Consider the following 20313-nt stretch of genomic DNA (forward strand, 5'->3'; position numbering starts at 1 on the left):
CCAGGGCCAATAAAAAAGGGGGCCAAAGCCCCCCTTTTTCCAGACCCGATCGTCAGGCCGGCACCGGCCCCAACCCGCCACCGGGCATATCCGGCTTCGGCGTTGCCGTCGGCACCGAGCCACGGCGGTTATTGTCCTGCATCGGTTCGTCCACCACCTTGCGGATAATCTTCTCACCGCGCAGCACCTGCTGGATCTCATCGCCAGACAGGGTCTCATATTCCAGCAGCCCCTGAGCCAGCCGTTCCAAATCCTCGCGCCGCTCGGTCAAGATGCGCTTGGCCTCGGCATAGGCATGATCGATGATCCGGCGCACCTCATCGTCGATCTCCCGGGCCGTCGCCTCGGACACATTCTTGGCTCCGCCCATGGAATGCCCCAGAAACACTTCCTGCCCGCTATCCACATAGGAGACCATGCCCAGCTTCTCGGACATGCCCCACTCGGTCACCATCCGCCGCGTCGTGTCGGTCGCCATCTTGATGTCGCCGGACGCGCCATTGGAAACCTTGTCCTGCCCGAACACCAGCTCCTCCGCCGCGCGCCCGCCCATGGCCATGATCAATTGCTGCAACAATTTGATCTTGCTCATGGAATAACGGTCGCCTTCCGGCAGGGACATCACCATGCCCAGGGCACGGCCACGCGGAATGATGGTGGCCTTATGCACCGGGTCGCATTCTGGCAGGGTGATGGAACAGATCGCATGCCCTCCCTCGTGATAGGCGGTCATCTTCTTCTCATCGTCGGACATCACCATGGAGCGGCGTTCCGCCCCCATCAGCACCTTGTCCTTCGCATGTTCGAACTCAGCCATCGCCACCACGCGCTTGCCGATACGCGCCGCCAGCAATGCCGCCTCGTTCACCAGATTGGCGAGATCAGCGCCTGAAAAGCCCGGCGTGCCGCGCGCGATGGTCTTGGCGTCCACATCGGAGGCCAGGGGCACCTTGCGCATATGCACCTTCAGGATCTTCTCTCGTCCGCTCACATCCGGGTTCGGCACCACCACCTGACGGTCGAAGCGCCCAGGGCGCAACAAGGCTGGATCCAGAACATCCGGCCGGTTAGTGGCGGCGATCAGGATCACGCCCTCATTGGACTCGAACCCGTCCATCTCCACCAGCATCTGGTTCAGGGTCTGCTCGCGCTCGTCATTGCCACCGCCCAGCCCGGCGCCGCGATGGCGGCCCACCGCGTCGATCTCGTCGATGAAGATGATGCAGGGCGCGTTCTTCTTGCCTTGCTCGAACATGTCGCGCACGCGCGAGGCGCCCACGCCAACGAACATCTCAACGAAATCCGAGCCGGAAATCGTGAAGAACGGCACATTGGCCTCACCGGCGATGGCGCGAGCCAGCAGCGTCTTACCCGTGCCAGGCGGCCCCACCAGCAGACAGCCCTTGGGAATCTTGCCCCCCAGACGCTGAAATTTTTGCGGATCGCGCAGGAAATCCACGATCTCCTGCAACTCTCCCTTGGCTTCGTCGATGCCCGCCACGTCCTCGAACGTCACGCGTCCCTGCTTTTCGGTCAGCAGCCGCGCGCGGGACTTGCCAAAGCCCATGGCCCGCCCGCCGCCAGACTGCATCTGCCGCATGAAGAAAATCCACACGCCCAGAATCAACAGCATCGGCGCCCAGTTCAACAAGGCCCGCAGCAACGGATTCATCGTGTCGCCTTCTGGCTTGGCGGTCACGCTCACCCCGGCATCCGTCAGCTTGGAGACCAGGCTCTGGTCCTCCGGCGCGTAGGTTTCGAAGCTCTTGCCATCCTTCGTGGAGCCGGTGATGTCGTGCCCGGCGATGGTGACACTCTGCACCTGGTTGTTCTTCACCTCGTCCAGGAAGCTGGAATAGGCGATCTCGGACGAGTTGCCCTGCGTGCTGGAGGGCTGGAACACATTGAACAGCACCACCAGGAACAGGGCCACAACCACCCAAAGCGCGATATTTCGACCCAGATTATTCATCTAGACTGATTCCAATTCTTTCATCGGTCTCCCCGCCCTGCATGAGGCACGGGGCTTATCCTTAGAGCTCACTTGGGCATACTGCACAGATTTCCTAGTCCAGCACAAATAAATCCTGGGTAAATCAAGCGCAAAATTCCCTCGCCGCCGCGGGCATCCGCGGGGTAAAGCAGGCCGGCGCGGGAAAAATCACCGCGCCGCCATCGCCGCGCAAGGCAGGCATGGCGCGCAGCACCAAGCTGGGCAAACCATTGAATCCTCGAAATTCGGCCGCATCCGCACCCAACGCGCCCAAGAGCATGCCCTCCGGCGGTGCCGTGGTCAGGGTAAAGCGTCCATCCCATAGCGCATGGCTGACAGCTTGCACCGGCGGGGCACAGGCCGCCGGCTCACGGGCCAGCAGCCAGCCCTCCCCCAGCCGCCCGGCCGGCACAATCCGCACCCCGCCAAGCGTGGCCGGGCCCAGCGCCTCCGACAGCCGCAGCAAGGCGTCCCGGCGCGGCGCATAAGGCTGGCCGCCGAGCGTCCTGATCAGCGCGCCCAGCGCCGCCGGCGGGGCTTGATGGGTATCCAGCACGGCGAATCCCTCGGGATAAAGCCGCGCATGCCGGGCCAGAAACGCCGCCCCTTCCCGCTCCCGCGCCCTGCGCGCCACCGAAAGGGCAGGCATCCGCCCCTCGCCATCCAACCGGACCCTGACCCGCTCAAAAGCCCGGGACTTGTTGGAGGGATCCTCGATCCACGCCACCCCCCGCCCCCGCAGATAGGCGCGCAGCGCGGCGGGCGGCACATCCAATAACGGGCGCAGCAGAATAACCCCGTCGCGCGCACTCCACGCGGCCATGCCTTCCTCCCCGCCCGGGCCGCGCCGGGCGCGCATCGCCACCGTTTCCCGCTGATCTTCCAGGTGATGGCCCAAGGCGAGATACAGAAATCCGGCCCGCGCCGCCGCCGCCGCCAGCGCCTCATGCCGGGCCAAGCGGGCGCGCTCCTGCAACGCCGGCCCAGGCCGCAGCCCCAAGGCGAGATAATGGCACGCGATCCCCTGCCCGGCCAGCCGGGCGATTGTCAGCCGCGCCTCATCTCCGGCATCGGGGCGCAAGCCATGGTCGACGGTCAGAGCCATCGCCGTCCCGCCCCGCGCCGCGCAATAATCATGCGCCAGCAGCGCCAGCGCCGTGCTGTCGGCCCCGCCGGACACCGCCACCGCCAAACGCGGCGGCACCCCGGGCGGCAGCCACCGCCCCAGCGCCGCCGCGAAGGCCGTGTCTACTGACACTTCGCGCGTTTAGACACCGCCGCCACATCCGCCCGCATGCCAGCGGACTGGTTGGTGAACTGGCTGTTCAGCGAGGCTATGGTCTCGCACGCTTCCTGGTTCTGATGCAGGGAGGACAAGGAAGACGCCAGCCCCAGCAAGGCACGCGGCGCATAGGTGCCGTTTTTGTTCATGTTGTAGGTGCTGTAGAAGGCCACGGCCGCATTTTGCGGATCGCCCTGGGCGGCATCGCTCTGCGCCACCAGATACTGCGCCCGGTAGGCCTGCGGCGCGGCCTTGTTGGTGGTGACGATACCCTGCGCCAGGCTCCGGGCCGTCGCGTAATCATGCTTGCCATAGGCATCCAGCGCCGCCTGCAACGCCGCCTTGGGATCCTTCGGCGCCACCGCTGGCGGTGGAGCCGAAGCAGGGGCCGAGGCCTGCGACGACGATGCCGCCGCGCCCGCCGCGGCACCGGCCGCCGCGCCATTGCCCATCTGGAACTTCAGATCGCCGATTTCCTTCTCGGTCTGGTCGTGCTGCGTATCCACCTGATGCTGCAACTCGGAGACCTGGCCATTCAACGCCTGCACCTGGCTCTGCAATTGCTGCACCTGCGTCAGCAGGCTGGCCACGAGTGAATTGCTCCCCGTCCCGCCCGAAGCCGGCGATGGCGCGGCGGCGGCCCCCAGGGAGGACCCCCCATTTCCACCGCTTTGACCCTGCAATTGCTGCACCTGCTGCTGCAACTGCAAAATCTCGTTCTGCAGGGCAATGCCTTCCTGGCTCTGAATCAGGGGCTGGGCGGATGCTCCCAGCGGCATCAGCAGCGTGGCGGCAAGGAGCGGAATTCGGTAGCGCATTGAGACTCCAGTCTGGTCCTTGAAACAGGGTTAAATATAGACACGGATAGGCCAAAACAAAACCGGCGGCCTTGCGGGCCGCCGGTCTGCGTCACATACCGGCATGAGGCCGGCGGATAATCCGGATTACTTGCAGTTCTGCGGGTTGAAACCCTGAACCGAGGTGATCGCGTTACGGTTCTGCGCCCAGGCGGACTCGTCATTGCCGGGGGCAACCGGGCAATCCTTGCCATAGGAGATGGTCTGGATACGGGACGCGGCAACGCCCTGCGCCACCAGATAATCGCGCGCGGCATTGGCGCGGCGCTGACCAAGAGCCAAGTTGTAGGTCTCGGTGCCACGGTCATCGGCGTTACCGGCGATCAGCACATTGACGGAGGGGTACTTGGCCAGCCAAGCCGCCTGCTTGCCCAGGGTCGCGTCGGCGTCGCTGGAAAGGGTGGACTTGTTGAACGCGTAGAACACGCGGTCGCCAACATTGGCAACCAGATCCTGCTCGGAACCCGGAGCCGGGCCTGTCGCCGTCTCAGCGCCGGTCCCCGTGTTGGAGGCGGTGCTGGTGGGGTTGGAAGAGCAGGCTGCCAGCAGGGCCAAGCCGGCTAGAGCGCCCAGTGCTTTGATTTTCATGGTAGGAACCGATCCCTGTCCGAATTAGGTGAGCAAAAATTAGCCTTTTGGTTACGTAACCACTATGATTACGTCCACCTTGCGGGCTGTACTCTTCCCGGCTGGGAAGGGTCAAGCGCCACATTAGGCTAATTTGTTCATCTAACGGAGGTTTCCACCTCCCGGATGATTTTCTTCACATCTGTTGATTATTTGTAACACCTTTGAAAGTTAGCACCCTTTAACAAGCCGCGCCGGCGGCGCCCGCGCGGCTTGACATTTGGCCGCGCGCGCGGTCTGCCCTGCCCCTGAAGTTAGAGGCGGATTCAAGATGCAGAGCGATGATTTGAAGAATCTGGTGGAGGCGGCGCTGCCCGCCATCGCGGCCGCCGGCGCGGCGGCGCTGGAGGAGCTGCGGGTCTCGCTGCTCGGTAAAAACGGCAGTATTACAGCATTGTTAAAATCACTCGGCGGCATGGAGCCGGAGGCCCGCAAAGCCGCCGGCGCCGAGATTAACCGCATAAAAGCGCAGATCACCGATGCTCTTTCCGCGCGGCGCGCGGTGCTGGACAGCCAAGCCCTGGAGCGGCAGCTCGCCGGCGAACGCATCGATGTCACCCAGCCGCCCCGGCCGGATCTCGCCGGCGCCATGCATCCGCTCTCGCGCACCCAGGAGGAGCTGGCCGCCATCTTCGCCACCATGGGCTTTTCCATCGCCGAGGGGCCCGACATCGAGAGCGACTGGAATAATTTCTCCGCCCTCAACATCCCCGCCCACCACCCCGCCCGCGCGATGATGGACACGTTCTACCTCCAGGCGCCGGAACATGCCCGCCCGCCGGTGCTGCGCACCCATACCTCGCCGGTGCAGATCCGCACCATGCTGAACTGGGCGAAGACCGAAGGGCTCGGCGCCACCCCCGCCCCCATCCGCATCATCGTGCCCGGCCGCACCTTCCGCGCCGATCATGACGCCACCCACTCTCCCATGTTCCACCAATGCGAGGGGCTGGTGATCGGCGAGGGCATCACGCTGGGCCATCTCAAGGGGTGCCTCATCGATTTCCTGCGCGCCTATTTCGGCGTGCCGGAACTGCCCGTGCGGTTCCGCGCCTCTTATTTTCCCTTCACCGAACCCTCGATGGAGGTCGATATCGGCTGGAGCCGCAAGACCGGCGAGATCGGCGGCGGCACGGACTGGCTGGAGATCCTCGGCTCCGGCATGATTCATGCCAACGTGCTGGCCAATTGCGGCATCGACCCGCGCCGCTTCCAGGGCTTCGCCTTCGGCGTCGGGCTGGAGCGCATCACCATGCTCAAGCACGGCATCGCCGATCTGCGCCTGTTCTACGAAAGCGACGTGCGCTGGCTGCGCCATTACGGCGCCTCGCCCCTCACCCCCGCCAGCCTGCACGAAGGAATTTAAGGCCATGAAATTCTCCCTCTCCTGGCTGAAAACCTGGCTCGACACCGACGCCCCGCTGGCGGACATCCTCGCCACCCTCAACAAGATCGGCCTTGAGGTCGAAGCGGTCGAGAACAAGGCCGAGGCGCTGAAACCCTTCGTGATCGCGCAGGTGGTCGAGGCGGTGCGGCACCCAAACGCCGACCGCCTTCGCGCCTGCCGCGTGAATGCGGGCGGGGCGGAGCTGTCCGTGGTCTGCGGGGCCCCCAATGCGCGCACCGGCCTGAAGGTGGTGTTCGCACCGCCCGGCGCCACCATCCCCGCCAACGGGATGGTGCTGAAGGTGGGCGAAATCCGCGGCGTGAAATCCGAAGGCATGCTCACCAGCGCCCGCGAACTGGGGCTGGGAGAGGATCACGACGGCATCATCGAACTGCCCGAGGACGCGCCCATCGGCGCCAGCTACGCCCAATGGGCCGGGCTGGACGAGCCGATCGTCGAAATCTCCATCACCCCCAACCGGGGCGATGCGCTTTGCGTGCGCGGCATCGCGCGCGACCTCGCGGCCGCCGGGCTTGGCACGCTCAAGCCCTTCGTCCCCGCGCCCATCGCGGGGAAAGGCGCTTCCACCATTCAATGGGTCAATGACTACCCCGAAGCCGCCCCCTGGGTGCTTGGCCGCACAATCCACGGCGTGAAGAACGGCCCCAGCCCGGACTGGCTGGCCAAACGGCTGGAAAGCATCGGCCTGCGCCCGATCAACGCGCTCGTCGACATCACCAATTTCCTCACCCACGATCTCGGCCGCCCGCTGCATGTGTTCGATGTGAACAAACTAGACGGCGCGGCGCTCACGTTGCGCCACGGGCGGGACGGCGACAGCTTCCCCGGTCTCGCGGGCAAGGAGGTGCAGGCCGGGCCGGAGGATTGCGTGATCGCCGATGGCGCGGGCGCCCAGTCCCTCGCCGGCATCACCGGCGGCGAGGCCACGGGCTGCGACGAAACCACCACCGATGTCTTCATCGAATGCGCCTTGTTCGACAGGGTCAGAATCGCCCAGACCGGCCAGCGCACCGGCATCTTTTCCGATGCCCGCGCCCGCTTCGAACGCGGAATCGACAGCCAGCTTCTCCCCGAGGCGCTGGACGCCGCCACCGCCCTGGCCTTGGAACTTTGCGGCGGCGAGGCCAGCGAGGTCACCCAGGCGGGCGCGCGCCCCGCATGGAGCCGCCAAGCCCGCCTGCGCTTTGAGCGCCTGCAAAGCTTCGGCGGGTCGGACATCGCCCCCCCCGAAGCCATCGCCGCGCTGGAACGCCTCGGCTTCACCGTGGTGACGGAGGATGCGGCCAGCGTGACCCTCGCCGTGCCAAGCTGGCGCAACGACATCGCCCAACCGCAATCGCTCGATCAGGCGCCCGATCTTCCCGGCGCCATGGCCGCCGCCGAGGGAGCCGCCGAGATCGAGCCCGAGGCCGATCTCATCGAGGAAGTGCTGCGCCTGAAAGGGCTGGATGCCATCGCCCCGGTCTCCCTGCCTGTCGCCTCCCTGGTGCCGCGCCCCATCCTCACGCCCAAGCAAGGCCGCACCGCCCTGGCGCGCCGGGTGCTGGCCGCGCGCGGGCTGCTGGAATGCGTCACGTTCTCCTTCACGGATGCCGCCACCAACGCCTTGTTTGGTGACTCGCCGGAGAGCCTGCGCCTCGCCAACCCCATCTCCGCCGATCTCAACCAGATGCGCTCCACGCCGCTGGCGACACTGGCCCAGGCCGCCGCGCGCAATCTCGCCCGTGGATTTTCGGATTTCGGCTTGTTCGAGACCGGCCCGGCCTATGCGGCGGATCTGTCCCAGGCCCTGGTGGCCGCCGGCTTGCGCATGGGCGGGACCGGGCTTTGCGCCCTCACCCCCGCCCGCGCCTTTGACGCGCTGGACGCCAAGGCCGACGCGCTCGCCGTGCTTGGCGCCCTCGGCGTGCCGATGGAAGGCGTCACCACCAACGCGGGCGGCCCATCCTATTATCATCCTGGCCAGAGCGGCGCGCTGATGCAGGGGCCCAAGACCGTGCTGGCGCGCTTTGGCGCGCTGCACCCCACCATGACGGCCAAACTGAACCTGCCCCCGGGCAGCGTGGCGTTCGAAATCTTCCTGGACACCATCCCCGAACCGAAACGCCGCAAGAAATCCGCCCCGGCGTTACCGCCCTTCCAGCCGCTGCGGCGGGATTTCGCCTTCCTGGTGGATGAGAGCATCGGCGCCGAAGCCGTGTTGCGCGCCGCCAAGGGGGCCGAACGCAACCTGGTCACCGGCGCGACCTTGTTCGACCGCTACCAGGGCAAGGGCGTGCCGGAGGGCAAAATCTCGCTGGCCGTCGCGGTCACGCTGCAACCGGCGGATAAAAGCCTGACGGATGCCGAGATCGAAGCCGTCTGCGCCAAGATCGTCGCGGATGTGGGCAAGAAGACCGGCGCCACGCTGCGCGGCTGAACCCGCCTGCCTCATGCGAAAACCCGCCGCCTCCGGGAGCAGGGCGCGGCGGGTCTCGCGTGATCGGGGCGATGCTACTTGTTCTTGCCCGTGCCGCTATCGGTACCGCCATTCCCCACGCCGTTATTGACACCGCAATTGCCATTGCCATGCCCCTGGGTGCAGGCACTGTCGCTCGACCCTGAGCTGGACGTGTCACCGGAGGAAGAAGACGTGTCGCTGCCGGAGGATGTGCCGGAGCTGGACGCCCCGCCGGCGGAAGCGGTTCCCGTGCCGGATGATGAAGAGCCTGAAGCCGAAGAAGCGGAGGAGGACGTATCCACCACCGACGACGAGGCCCCGCCCAGCGCCGTCGCCAGCTTGTTGAACGGCTCGTTCACCCCAGGCGCAACCGTGCCAAGGGCGACAACCAGATTCAACGTCACGATGGACGCGATGATTGCATACTCGATCGAGGAAACCGCCTTGCGGTCGCCACGAAGGCGGGAAAGGATCGTCATGACGGTCCTTTTAAGGCCGTTTACCAAGCCTTAAGAATCACAAACGCTTGAGAATGGATTAAAAATCTTTGAAGAATTGCGGCGTTTTGCCGGGCTCACGCCTTCGGCGGTTCCGGCGCATGGTGGCGCAACGCAAAAACCCGCAATGCCGAGGCCAGGGGCCGGCCGGCCTCTCGCTCTGAGTCCACGTTCGTCACCAGGGCGGAAAGCAGCTCCCCGCGCTGGCGCGCGATCATGTCCAGCGCCAGCCAGAAGTCCGGCTCCAGCGCCACGCTGGTGCGATGCCCCGAAAGTGAAAAACTACGTTTTTCCAACATCGTCGAAAGCATGCAGCAAGGCGGGCAAAAAAACGAATGTGGAAATCAGCACGGCCCCAAGGCTGAGAAACAGCAAATCCCCCATGCTGGCGGTGCCGCGATCCGCCGAAAACGCCAGCGACCCGAACGCCGTGCCGGTGGTGAGCGCCGAGAACAGCACCGCCCGCGCCGTCGCGGAGGCCAGGAAACTGCGCATGCCCGCCCGGAAATTCATCACGAAATACACGTTGAACGACACCCCCACCCCCAGCAACAGAGGCAGCGCGATGATATTCGCGTAATTGATCGACATGCCCGCCAGCTTGGCGAACAAGGCGGTCAGCAGCGCCGAAAGCCCGAGCGTGGCCAGCACCAGCAGGCTATCGCGCAAATTGCGGAACACCAGCAGCAAAATCACCGAAATGGCGATGAAGGCAAGAAGCGCCGCCTCCCGGAAGGAGCTGAGAATGGTGCCCGCCGTGGCAATGGTGGAAATGGCCGGCCCGCCCGCCCGCGGCGCCACGGCCAGCACCGCCTTGGCAAAGCCGCTCAGCCCCTTGGTGGTCTGCGCCGTGGCGGCGGGAAAAGCCTCCACCCGCACCCGCCCGTCGGGCAGGAACCAGTCCGCCTTGATGCTCTGCGGCAAATTCGCCTCGGTAATACGCTGCGCATTCAGGCTGCTCGTCAAATTCCGCAATTGCAGCGGCAAAAACCGGGTAATGGCCGCGTTCATGGCCATCACCCGGGCATCGTCCTCGCCCTCAAGCGTCTTCAGCGCCGCCGCGATCTGCAATAAAGCGCTGTTCTTGGGCAGCTTGCCGGCAATCGTGTCGATCGCGGCAATCGTCTTGGCCATGGCGGCGCGCAGCGCGGCGGGCGTCACCTGCGCCTGCGGCGGGTTGGCGGCATCCTGCAAGGTCGGGGCTAGAATCGTCCGCGCCTGGGCCAGCATCGCCAGCTTCTGGTCCTGCTGCTCGGGCACGAAGGTGGCGCCCGAAATCGCCTGCGACACTTCCGGCAATTGCCCCAGCCTGTCCGCCAGTTGCCGCGCGGCGGCAAGGTTGGGGGCCAGCGCGTCGGCATAAAACGGGTTGGTCTGCGGATTGCCGAGCAACCCGCGGATCGTGCGCATGCTCTCGGTATTGGGATCCTTGGTGTCCAGCGGATTGGCATCGAAGTTCAGTGTCGCGGCGCACAGCCCGCCGGCGATGGCCAGCACGCCAAAGCCGCTCAGCACCGCCCGCTTATGGCGCTGCAAAAACCCATCCACCGCCGCGCCCCCCGGCAGGCTCACGGGGGCCGCTTCCGGCCGCGGATTGAAGACCCGCAGCAATGCCGGCAAAAACGTGATGGTGCAGAAAAAGGCGATGAACATGCCCGCCCCGGCGATCTCCCCCAGCTCCGCCACGCCGACAAACGGCGTCGGCGAAAAGGCGAAAAACCCGCAGGCCGTGGCCGTGGCCGCGAGCGCGATCTGCCCTCCCGCCTGCCGCGCCGTCTCGGTCAAGGCTCCGTCCAGCGCCGGCATGTCATGGCGCACCGCGCGCAGCCGCACGCAATATTGGATGGCGAAATCCACCGCGAGCCCGATAAACAGAATGGCGAAGGCCACCGAGATCAGATTGATCACCTTCACCACGATGGCCGCATAGGTCATGGTCAGCGCCAGCCCCATCACCAGCGTCAGCAAAATCGGCAAAATCAGCCGCCAGGACCGTAAAGCCAGGTACAACCACAGCGCGATGAGCAGCACGCTGATCACCCCGCCCAGCACCAGCCCATGGGTCAGTGAGGCGAATTGCTCGTCCGAGAGCGGGATCTGCCCGGTATAATCCACCTTGGCGCGCCCGGCCTTCACATCGGGCAGCGTGGCGGCGATGCGCACCAGCGCCCGGGTTGCGGCCCCACCTGGCTGCAACGTCCCCTGATCGAGATGCGGATGCGCGAGCACAAAGGCGGTATCGCCCTGGCCGGGGCTGTCCCCCATGATCAAGGATTGCCAGGATAGCGGCACCGGATGCCCCGCCGCCGCCGCGTTCAGGTTTTTGCTCAACCCGGCCAAGGCGCCTTCATAAGGGCTGATGTCGCTTCCCGCCTGCACCCCCTGGGCGATCAGCGAGATCCCCGTCAGCAGGCCGCGCGCGGACGGATCCGCCGCGAGCTGACCCAGAAAAGGCTGCGCGGCGACAATCTGGTTCAGCAGCTTGGCCAGATCCTCGGTGGGCAGCAGCAGCAGCCCCTCATCGCGGTAAAAACTGTCTCCCGCCTCATAGCGCGCATTCAGGAAATTCTTCTTGTCGGCGTTCAGCGCCGCGTTCAGGGCGGCGGCGGTTTCGCCCGCCTCCTCGGGCGTGGCCGCGTGCACCACCGCCACGATCAAATCGTTGAATTGCGGAAAATTCTTGTCTTCCTCGATCTGCGCCTGCCGCCAAGGCAGGGAATCGGCGAAGAGATGATCCGTATCCGTGTCGATCGCCAGATTGCGCGCCGTATAGGCCAGACCCAGCCCGCCCAGGACCAGAAACAACAAAATGCAAAGCCCGGCATAGCGACCCGCCGCGCTGACAATGGCGATAATGAACGGCAGCAAACCCGACCCCCTGCTTGTCCCGGCCCAGAGATAAGAACAAGCCGCCTAGAAGGCCAGCCCGGACATGGCCAGCCTGCCGTAAAGATCGGCCAGCACCATCTGCAAGGCCTCCAGCAGCAAAATGGCGACCACCGGCGAAAGATCGATCGTCCCGAAATAAGGCAGAAACCGGCGGATCGGGCGCAGCACCGGTTCGGTGACCCGGTTCAGAAAATCCCCCACCACATAAACGATCTGGTTACGCGGGTTGGCGATGCCGAATGCCACCAGCATGCTCATCACCGCCGCGGCGATGATGGCGAGAATCATCAGATGGATCAGTTCGCCCGCAAGCCAGAAAATCGCGCCGACCATGGTTTTCCCCAACAAAGCTATTCGCCCCGACAAGTAGCGGCGCGATTGTGCCGAGGCAATGTTGACTTCCTCTTCCGAATGCGCGACATGCCGCCCCCACAAGGCACCGCATGGGCGGGACCGGGGCTGTAGCTCAGTTGGTAGAGCGCATCGTTCGCAATGATGAGGTCAGGGGTTCGATTCCCCTCAGCTCCACCATACCCATCTGATTTCGTGGAAATTTTTACAGCCAAACTGCCAGCGCGCCCCTCCCGCGCCAGATAACGCCGTTGAGCTGCCGCCCCATTTGCTTCCGCCCCAATTCAGGATAGCCAGGCAATGCCGGTGAGTGGAGTTGTGGACAAAACCGACATGGAGAAACTGGCGTTTCTGATTTGTGGCGTCCAGAAAGGCGGAACAACCGCGCTCTGGAGCTTCTTGCGGCGGCATCCGACGATCGGCTTTGGCCCGCGCAAGGAGATGCATTTCTTCGATGACGAGACGCTCCCCTGGGAGAATCCTCCATACGATGATCTGCACCGTGAGTATGAAGGCTTCGCCCGTGGAATTCTGCGCGGGGACGCCACGCCGATCTACACTTACTGGCCGCCCTGCATCGCGCGGATTCACGCCTACAACCCGGCGGTCAAGCTCATCATCAGTCTTCGCGACCCTGTCGAGCGCGCTTATTCGAACTGGCGCATGGAGATGTCCCGCGAGGGGGACAGCCTGCCCTTCGGCGAAGCGATCCGCGGCGGACGCGAGCGGCTGCTGGCACAGGCGGAAACCGCGCATATACGCCGCATCTTCGGCTATGTGGAGCGCGGGTTTTATGCGGAGCAGCTCGACAGGGTCTTCGATTTTTTCCCCAGGGAACAGGTCCTGCTGCTGCGTCAAACCGATTTGAAAACCCGCCATGGCGAGACATTGAACCAGATCTGCGATTTTCTGCGCATCGCGCGGTTTGAAACGCCCCCGAAACACGAAATCGTGTTTTCCCATGAAAACACACCTCGCGCCCCAATGGCTCCCGAGGATGCACGTTACCTCCGAAACCTGTACACCGAAGATGCGCTCAAGCTGCGGGACAAATATGGCATTACGTTTTGAGTCAAAATTACAAACAAAAACAATGATTTGTTCTTTTCCGCCCAAACCCCGCGCCCCTTCCGGCATCAATCCGGCCGGGTGACGCGTCCCTTGAAACCAAAAGCCGCGGCGGGCGGCGGCGGCTGATGCGCCAGCCGGGCCAATTGACGGAAATTGCATCAAATATTCGTCAAACTCGATTTCCGGTAGAATAAATTGGGCGGGTGCAATAAACTCCTACCATAAGGTGAAGGTTAAAAAGGGCATCGTCTGCGGCAATGGGCTATCGGCGAGGGGGGGAAAAATTCCGGTCAACTCAAGATTCAGCGTTTTCAGTCAGGCTCCCTTCACCGAGAGAGATTACTTCACCCCACGGTTCCAGGGATGTATCGCGTTGCGCCGGATCAAAATGAATTGATGCAGTTCTCCAAGCCAACCATTCTGATTGTCGATGACAGCCCGACAAACCGACGTATCTATGCCAGACTGTCCCGCAACCTGGACATCGAGGTGCAGGTCCGCAGCTTTGCCAACCCCAAGGGCATGATCGACTGGCTGGCCGACAACAGCGCCGACCTGATCATCACGGACTATAAAATGCCCTTCATGACCGGGGACAAGCTGGTGGCGCATGTCCGTTCCCACGATCCCAACATACCGATCATCGTGGTGACCGCCTATGACGACCGGACATACCGTGTCGCCTGCCTGGAGGCCGGAGCGACGGATTTTCTCCTTAGCCCGGTGGACCATGTCGAATTCGTCACCCGCGTGCGCAACCTCCTCAAACTGCGGGCGCAGCAGCAAATGACGGCCCACCGGGCGGAGATGCTGGAGCAGCGCCTGGCCGCCAATTTCGACCCGCGCGAGCAATCCGTGCTGGATAGCCGCGAGGCGCTCGCCCAGGTCATCAACACTGTCCCGGCCATGATCAGCGCCGCCGACCGCGCGGGCAACTGCATCTTCGTGAACGCCCTGCAAGCCGCCGCCGTGGGCGCCACGCCGGAAGATCTCGTCGGCCGGCCCGTGGAAATGCTGTTCGGCTGGGAGCGCGGCGCCTCCAGCCGGCGGCTCGACCAGCTGGTGCTGGAAACCGGCCAAGCCGGACCAACCCGGGAAGAAGACGTGGTGACCGAGGCGGGAGATACCCGCGTCTATCTGACGAGCAAGAAGCCCTTGCGTGACGGCAAGGGGGACACCATCGCGGTCCTGACCACCTCGGTGGACATCACCGAGCGCCGGAACGCTGAAAAACGCCTGGAGCACATGGCCAGCCACGATCCGCTGACCGGGCTGCCCAACCGCGCGTTGCTGCGCGACCGCATCCAGCGTGAATTCGCCCGCGGGCGCCGGGGCGACCAGCTTTTCGCGCTGCATTTCATCGATCTGGACCGTTTCAAGGCCATCAACGATTCCCAGGGCCACGCGCGGGGCGACAAATTGCTGCGCAACATCGCCGACATGCTGAACGAGGAGGTGGACGAGGAAGACACCGTGGCGCGGGTCGGAGGGGATGAATTCGCGATCCTGCAATCCAACATCACCGGGCCGGACGACGCCTCCCGCCTGGCCGGCACCATCATCGGCCGGCTGAATGATGGAGGCCTCTGCGCCGACGCGCTGAATGTCGGGGCCAGCATCGGCATCACGATGGCGCCGCAAGACGCCCAGGACGCCGAAGAGCTGATGAAGACATCGGACCAGGCGATGTACGCGGCCAAGCTGGCCGGCGGCAATATGTGGCGCTTCTTTGCCGCCGAGATGGGGACACGCTCCGGCTTGGCGGCCAATCTGGAACGCGACCTGCGCAATGCCATCGCCCGGCAGGAATTCGTGCTCCATTACCAGCCGCAATTCGACCTGCGCAGCGGCGCGGTCATCGGCGCCGAGGCGCTGCTGCGCTGGGCGCGCCCCAGCGGCGGGCTGGTCTATCCCAGCCATTTCCTCAGCCTGGCGGAAGAAACCGGGCTGATCCTGCCGATCAATGAATGGGTGATCGACGAAGTCTGCCGGCAGATCGCCATCTGGGAACAACAGGGCTTTGCCGGCCTGCGGATCGGCCTCAACCTGTCATCCGTGCAATTTCGCCGCCGCTCGATCGCACAGATCGTCGCCAGCGCCATCTCCAAGGCCGGCATCAAGCCGCAATCGCTCGATCTGGAACTGACCGAGGGGATCCTCCTGCGCGATATCGACGACATCATCCCGCAGCTCAAGGTCTTGCGCGGCCTGGGCGTGACCCTCTCCCTCGACGATTTCGGGACCGGCTATTCCTCTCTGAGCTACATGCAGAGATTTCCCCTCGACCGGCTGAAAATCGACCGCTCCTTCATCCAGGGGCTGGCCGACAATAAAAACGACCTCGCCATCGTCAGGACGATCATCGATCTCGGCCATATCCTCAATCTGCGCGTCCTCGCCGAAGGCGTCGAAACCGATGCCCAGCTCTCCCTGCTCAAGGAGGAAGGCTGCGACGAAGCCCAGGGCTTCCTGCTGAGCCAGGCCCTGCCGCCTGACACTTTCCTGGGTGAGTTGGCCTGGCGGCAGGCACAGGCCTCCTTCTTCTGCTCCAAACGGAACGCGCGATGAGCCTGCTGGCACGCGCCGGGCAAGGCGCCCGGCATTGTTGGGGGTGGCTGGCGGGACGGCTACGCAACCGCCCAGACAGCGAACACGAGATGAGCTTCAACCGCCTGTTCTTCGCGGCCCTCATCGTCGTCATCCTGTTATTCGGGGAGAACGGCCAAAGCGCCCACGCGGCCCTGGCCTGGATGGCGTTATATTTCGTCCTGGCCCTGGGCGGGCTGGCGCATATCCTGCTGCGCCCCGGCATCTGCCAGGCCCGCCGGCTTTACGCGCTTTTGCTCGATTGCGGCTTTCTCTCCTGGCAATTGCATCTCGGCGGCGAACATGTGGCCCTGTTCTACCCAGTTTATCTCTGGGTCATTTTCGGGAACGGCTTTCGCTTTGGCATCCGCTATCTGCTCATCGCGGTCCCGGTCGCGGCGCTGAGCTTTCTCCTGGTCGTGCTCACCACGCCCTTCTGGTCCGCTCTGCCGCATCTTTCGGCGGGCCTGCTGATCGGGCTGGTGATCCTGCCCGCCTATGCCGGCACGCTGATCCGCAAGCTCTCCCAGGCCACCCAGGCGGCGGAAGAGGCCAACAAGGCCAAAAGCCTGTTTCTCGCCAGCATCAGCCACGAGCTTCGCACACCGCTGACCGCCATCATCGGCATGAACCAGTTGCTGCGGACCAGTTCCCTCACCAGTGCTCAGCGCGAGATGGTCGAGACCGTCGATGTCGCCAGCCATTCCCTGCGGACATTGATCAACCAGCTGCTCGATTTCTCGCGCATCGAGGCTGGGCAGATGACGAGTTCGGCCGAGGATTTCGACCTGCTGAACCTGCTGATCGATGTCCGGCGGATCGTGGAAAGCCAGCTGCGGGAAAAGCAGCTGGCCTTCGTCATCCATGTGACCCCGCGCACCCCCACCAGGCTGCGGACAAGCCGCCTGCACCTGCAGGAGATCTTGGTCAATCTCGTTGGCAACGCGGTGAAATTCACCGAGTCCGGCGGCATCGTCGTCGCGGTGGATGTCCTGCCCCAGGCGGGCAGCGATGGCGGCTTCATCCTGCGCGGCGAAATATCCGATACCGGCATCGGCATTCCCATCGAGGCGCGGGCGCGCATCTTCGAAAGCTTCACGCAGGGCGACCCGTCGATCCTGAACAGGTTCGGGGGCACCGGGCTGGGGCTCGCCATCACCAGGCGCCTTGTCACCATGCTCGGCGGCGACATCGCGGTCGAAAGCACGGTCGGCCAGGGCAGCACCTTCAGCTTCCATATCAGGGCGTCCAAGGCGATGGCGGTTGCGGAACCGAACGAGGAACCGGCTGAGGAACCGGCCTGGCATCCGCCCGCCGGCAAAGTCGGGTTGCGGGTTCGCAACCCGGTCAAGAGATCCCTGTTGCGCGCCAATCTCGTCGCCATGGGGGTCGAGGTCGCGCCCACCCCCGCCATGCCCGGCAGCGCCGCCGCCGAGGACAAGCCCTGCACGACGATCGAATATGACGCCGATGGCGGCACCTTGCCCCCGCCCGAGGACGGACCCAGATGGCGCCCCAACGTGATCCTGATCCACCCGGCGGCCGGACCCGGCCTGCCCGAACTGGCGATCCGCCGGCGCTGCATGACCTTGCTGTCGGAAGATTTCTCCGACCAGGAATTGCAACAGGCCCTGCTCATCGCCAGCCGGCTCAACAGCGCCGGCACAGCCGCGCGGCCCCCCGCCCTTCCGGCCGCATCGGAGCCGCAACCGCTTCGCATCGCCAAACTCCGACGTCATGTGCTGCTGGTGGACGATAACCGGGTCAATCAGCGCGTCTTCACCCGTATCCTGGAGGCCGCCGGGCACAAGGTGAGCGTGGCTGACAACGGCAACAAGGCGCTCGACATCCTCGAACGCGAGGCCGACCGTTTCGACATCGTGCTCATGGACTTCAACATGCCCGGCATGGACGGGCTGGAAGCCACCAAGCTTTACCGCGTCATGGCCCTGGGCGGCCCACGCCTGCCCATCGTCGGGCTCACGGCGGACGCCTTCGCCCAAGCCCAGGAAGATTGGCGCGCCGCCGACATGGATGGCTGCCTGGTCAAGCCCGTCGCGCCGCAGGATTTGGTGGCGGCGGTCGAAAAAATGTCCCGCCCGTCCCTCGCCGGCTCCGCCTTTGCGGTCGCGGAGGAAGCGGACGAGCCTGCATCGCCGCCCGTCCCCCAGGAGGAAGACCCGGCTCTGGACCAGAAGATCATCGACAATCTTCGCCTGTTGGGAGACAACGAATTCCTGGAGGAGTTGATGTCCGATTTCCTCTCGGACGCGAAGGATCTGATCGACCAGTTGGAAGCCGACGCCACACGGGGCGACAGTCAGGAATTTCGGAGCCATGCCCACGCCCTGCGCAGCAGCGCGGCGAATGTCGGCGCCATGGCGCTGGGAAAATTATGCATCCCCTGGAGCGGGCTGCGCGGCGGTGAGCTGCGCGCGCAGGCGGTCACGTTCACCGCCCGCGCCAATTCTGAACTGAAGAGAACACGGCAGGCCGTCGTGGCGCTGAACACGCTGCGCCGGGCAAACAATCAGTGATCGAATGCCCGGCATCTTGCTGAACCCTTCCCTCACTCCGCGGCCATGATCACCCTGTCCTCGGGGCGCATCGCCGCCAGGCGCCGGTCCTGGGCGGCGCAAAGCCTGTCCATCTTGCGCAAATCGGCATCGGTCAGGTTCACAGCCGCCTCGGCCCATATATCGACCACATCGATCAGCTCCTCCAGCGTCACCGGGTTCACCCGCCGCCGGGCGCGGTAGGTCGCCATGTGCGCGTTGAACTTGCGATTATGGCGGGCAATATAGTCCTGGGCCGCCTGCTCGCCCTGGCCATCCTCGGCCAGAACATCCACCACGCCCATCTCATACAGCTCCTCGGCGGTATGGATTCTCCCGGACAGGATCATCTCCTCCGCGCGCCGGCGATCCATCCGGCGTGACAGGAAGCTGTAGGCCCCCATGCCGGGGAACATGTTGAACAGGATTTCCGGCAGCCCCAGCTTGGCGCTGCGCTCGGCCACGATCATGTCGAAGGACAAGGCATGCTCGAACCCGCCGCCCAGCGCATCGCCCTGCACCAACGCCATGGTGATGATCGGGGTGTCGAACGCGATCACGTTGCGGTGAATCGCCTTGACCGCGACATGGCCATAACGCCGCATCGCCCCCAGATCCCTCTGGCGGATACGCTGGGCGAAATGCCCCAGATCGCCGCCGAGATTATAAATGCCCGGCACCGCCGACGCCATGACGAACCAGGAAAAAGGCTGCTCCTCCCGGCGTGGAATACGGGAGAACGAGGCCGTCACGCTGTTCTGCATCTCGCCGATGTCATGCATCAGCTCATGGGTATAAGAAGGCCGGCCCTGCGGCTGCATGAAGCACCAGCAGGCGCTGTTCGGCGCATCCAGCTCCAGCCGCAGATTTTCATACCGCCGCCCGAAAATAGTTTGGATGGCGGCTTCCCGCGCATCCTCATGCTGCGGATGCGAGCACAAGGCGGGCTGACGATCGGCGGCGGGCGCGATATTGACGAGATTCATTTCAATTCTCCATAGGTTGAGGCTCGACCGCGCGGCGCATCGTCCCGGGACCATCCGTCCGCCGGCTGGGCTCAGCATATGGCTGAAATCCTGGGTGGAGATGAAAATTTTCATTATTCATTAAACAATTTCCGGTTGCGGCCGTCTCCGCGCGCCCGGCCCGTCCTCCCCCGGCGCGAGCGGCCAGCGCCAAGGCATTCCACCTATCGGCGGATAAAGCTACAAACGTAAAATGAGCCTTGAATCAGTCCGCGCCTTTCTGAGCGAACACGCCCCCGACATCGCCATCCTGGAGCTGGCGGGCAGCACGGCCACCGTGGCCGAGGCCGCCGCCGGCCACGGTGTGGCGCCGGCGCAAATCGCCAAAACCCTGGCCTTGCGCGTGGGGGAGCGGGCGGTGCTGGTGGTGGCGCGCGGCGATGCGCGGCTGGACAATAAGAAAACCAAGGCCGTGTTCGGCGGCAAGGTGAAAATGCTGCCGCCGGAGGAGGTCATGGCCCTCACCGGGCACCCGGTCGGCGGTGTCTGCCCCTTTGGGCTGGCAACCCCCCTGCCGGTTTATTGCGATATGTCCTTACAAACCTTCGAGGAGGTGCTCCCCGCCGCCGGTTCCATCAATAGCGCGCTGCGCATCGCTCCGGCGCGAATGGCCGCCCTGGCGCGGGCGGATTGGGTGGATGTCTGCCAATCCTGAGGAATCGGCTCCAAAAAACGCAAAGGCTGGGACGCCTTTCATGAAACGCGCCCCCTCCTGGGTTGTTGCGAAAAACC

General features: G+C 64.5%; 15 protein-coding genes and 1 tRNA gene. 7 read left to right on the forward strand and 9 right to left on the reverse strand.

Features of this window, described 5'->3' with window-relative positions; translation table 11 throughout:
- Positions 1 to 52: 52 nt before the first annotated feature.
- The 4 genes from ftsH to pal form a co-directional block, all read right to left on the reverse strand.
- On the reverse strand, positions 53 to 1972 hold the full coding sequence (gene ftsH, locus AB7D48_RS12760) for an ATP-dependent zinc metalloprotease FtsH (protein WP_427979710.1): 1920 nt from the start codon (positions 1970 to 1972) through the stop codon (positions 53 to 55).
- Positions 1973 to 2096: 124 nt separating this feature from the next.
- Positions 2097 to 3251, reverse strand: a complete 1155-nt coding sequence (tilS, locus tag AB7D48_RS12765) for a tRNA lysidine(34) synthetase TilS (RefSeq protein ID WP_427979712.1) — start codon at positions 3249 to 3251, stop codon at positions 2097 to 2099.
- Positions 3242 to 4093 carry a tetratricopeptide repeat protein gene (locus tag AB7D48_RS12770; protein ID WP_427979715.1) on the reverse strand — a complete coding sequence of 284 codons (852 nt, stop codon included), beginning with the start codon at positions 4091 to 4093 and terminating at the stop codon, positions 3242 to 3244. Before AB7D48_RS12770 ends, tilS begins: the two co-directional genes overlap by 10 nt.
- Positions 4094 to 4219: 126 nt before the next feature.
- Positions 4220 to 4720, reverse strand: a complete 501-nt coding sequence (gene pal, locus AB7D48_RS12775; RefSeq protein WP_427979717.1) for a peptidoglycan-associated lipoprotein Pal — start codon at positions 4718 to 4720, stop codon at positions 4220 to 4222.
- Between the two features lie 310 nt (positions 4721 to 5030).
- Between pal and pheS the strand changes: the two genes are divergently transcribed.
- Entirely contained in the window at positions 5031 to 6125 is a 1095-nt protein-coding gene (gene pheS, locus AB7D48_RS12780) for a phenylalanine--tRNA ligase subunit alpha (protein WP_427979720.1), read from the forward strand.
- Between the two features lie 4 nt (positions 6126 to 6129).
- A complete protein-coding gene (gene pheT, locus AB7D48_RS12785; protein WP_427979722.1) occupies positions 6130 to 8586 on the forward strand; it encodes a phenylalanine--tRNA ligase subunit beta in 2457 nt (818 codons plus the stop codon).
- Positions 8587 to 8660: 74 nt separating this feature from the next.
- On the opposite strand, the gene AB7D48_RS12790 is transcribed toward pheT, so the two are convergent.
- From AB7D48_RS12790 to AB7D48_RS12805, 4 genes are all read right to left on the reverse strand, one after another.
- Positions 8661 to 9086: a Flp family type IVb pilin gene (locus tag AB7D48_RS12790; RefSeq protein WP_427979724.1), complete on the reverse strand. Its 426-nt coding sequence runs from the start codon at positions 9084 to 9086 to the stop codon at positions 8661 to 8663.
- Positions 9087 to 9181: 95 nt separating this feature from the next.
- Positions 9182 to 9415 carry a ribbon-helix-helix domain-containing protein gene (locus tag AB7D48_RS12795; protein WP_427979726.1) on the reverse strand — a complete coding sequence of 78 codons (234 nt, stop codon included), beginning with the start codon at positions 9413 to 9415 and terminating at the stop codon, positions 9182 to 9184.
- Positions 9387 to 11972 (reverse strand): MMPL family transporter, encoded by a 2586-nt coding sequence (locus AB7D48_RS12800; RefSeq protein WP_427979729.1) that lies wholly within the window; start codon positions 11970 to 11972, stop codon positions 9387 to 9389. The genes AB7D48_RS12795 and AB7D48_RS12800 overlap by 29 nt, the downstream gene beginning before the upstream one ends.
- Positions 11973 to 12017: 45 nt before the next feature.
- Positions 12018 to 12326: a YggT family protein gene (locus AB7D48_RS12805; RefSeq protein WP_427979732.1), complete on the reverse strand. Its 309-nt coding sequence runs from the start codon at positions 12324 to 12326 to the stop codon at positions 12018 to 12020.
- Between the two features lie 122 nt (positions 12327 to 12448).
- Here AB7D48_RS12805 and AB7D48_RS12810 point away from each other — a divergent pair.
- From AB7D48_RS12810 to AB7D48_RS12825, 4 genes are all read left to right on the forward strand, one after another.
- Positions 12449 to 12524 (forward strand) — tRNA-Ala (locus AB7D48_RS12810).
- A 126-nt stretch (positions 12525 to 12650) separates the two neighbouring features.
- Positions 12651 to 13415 carry a sulfotransferase domain-containing protein gene (locus AB7D48_RS12815; RefSeq protein ID WP_427979734.1) on the forward strand — a complete coding sequence of 255 codons (765 nt, stop codon included), beginning with the start codon at positions 12651 to 12653 and terminating at the stop codon, positions 13413 to 13415.
- 396 nt (positions 13416 to 13811) lie between these two features.
- The gene (locus tag AB7D48_RS12820; protein WP_427979737.1) at positions 13812 to 15983 is read left to right on the forward strand and encodes an EAL domain-containing response regulator; all 2172 of its coding nucleotides are present in this window, start codon (positions 13812 to 13814) and stop codon (positions 15981 to 15983) included.
- Positions 15980 to 18538, forward strand: coding sequence for an ATP-binding protein (locus AB7D48_RS12825; protein WP_427979739.1), 2559 nt, complete (start codon positions 15980 to 15982; stop codon positions 18536 to 18538). Before AB7D48_RS12820 ends, AB7D48_RS12825 begins: the two co-directional genes overlap by 4 nt.
- A gap of 32 nt (positions 18539 to 18570) precedes the next feature.
- Here AB7D48_RS12825 and AB7D48_RS12830 read toward each other — a convergent pair whose 3' ends face one another.
- Positions 18571 to 19542 carry a crotonase/enoyl-CoA hydratase family protein gene (locus AB7D48_RS12830; protein ID WP_427979741.1) on the reverse strand — a complete coding sequence of 324 codons (972 nt, stop codon included), beginning with the start codon at positions 19540 to 19542 and terminating at the stop codon, positions 18571 to 18573.
- A 232-nt stretch (positions 19543 to 19774) separates the two neighbouring features.
- Here AB7D48_RS12830 and AB7D48_RS12835 point away from each other — a divergent pair, with 232 nt between their 5' ends.
- Complete coding sequence (locus AB7D48_RS12835; protein WP_427979743.1) at positions 19775 to 20236, forward strand: YbaK/EbsC family protein; 462 nt, start codon at positions 19775 to 19777, stop codon at positions 20234 to 20236.
- The last annotated feature ends 77 nt before the right edge of the window (positions 20237 to 20313 follow it).

Origin of the sequence: Acidocella sp. (assembly GCF_050253495.1) — a bacterium.
Lineage (GTDB): Bacteria > Pseudomonadota > Alphaproteobacteria > Acetobacterales > Acetobacteraceae > Acidocella.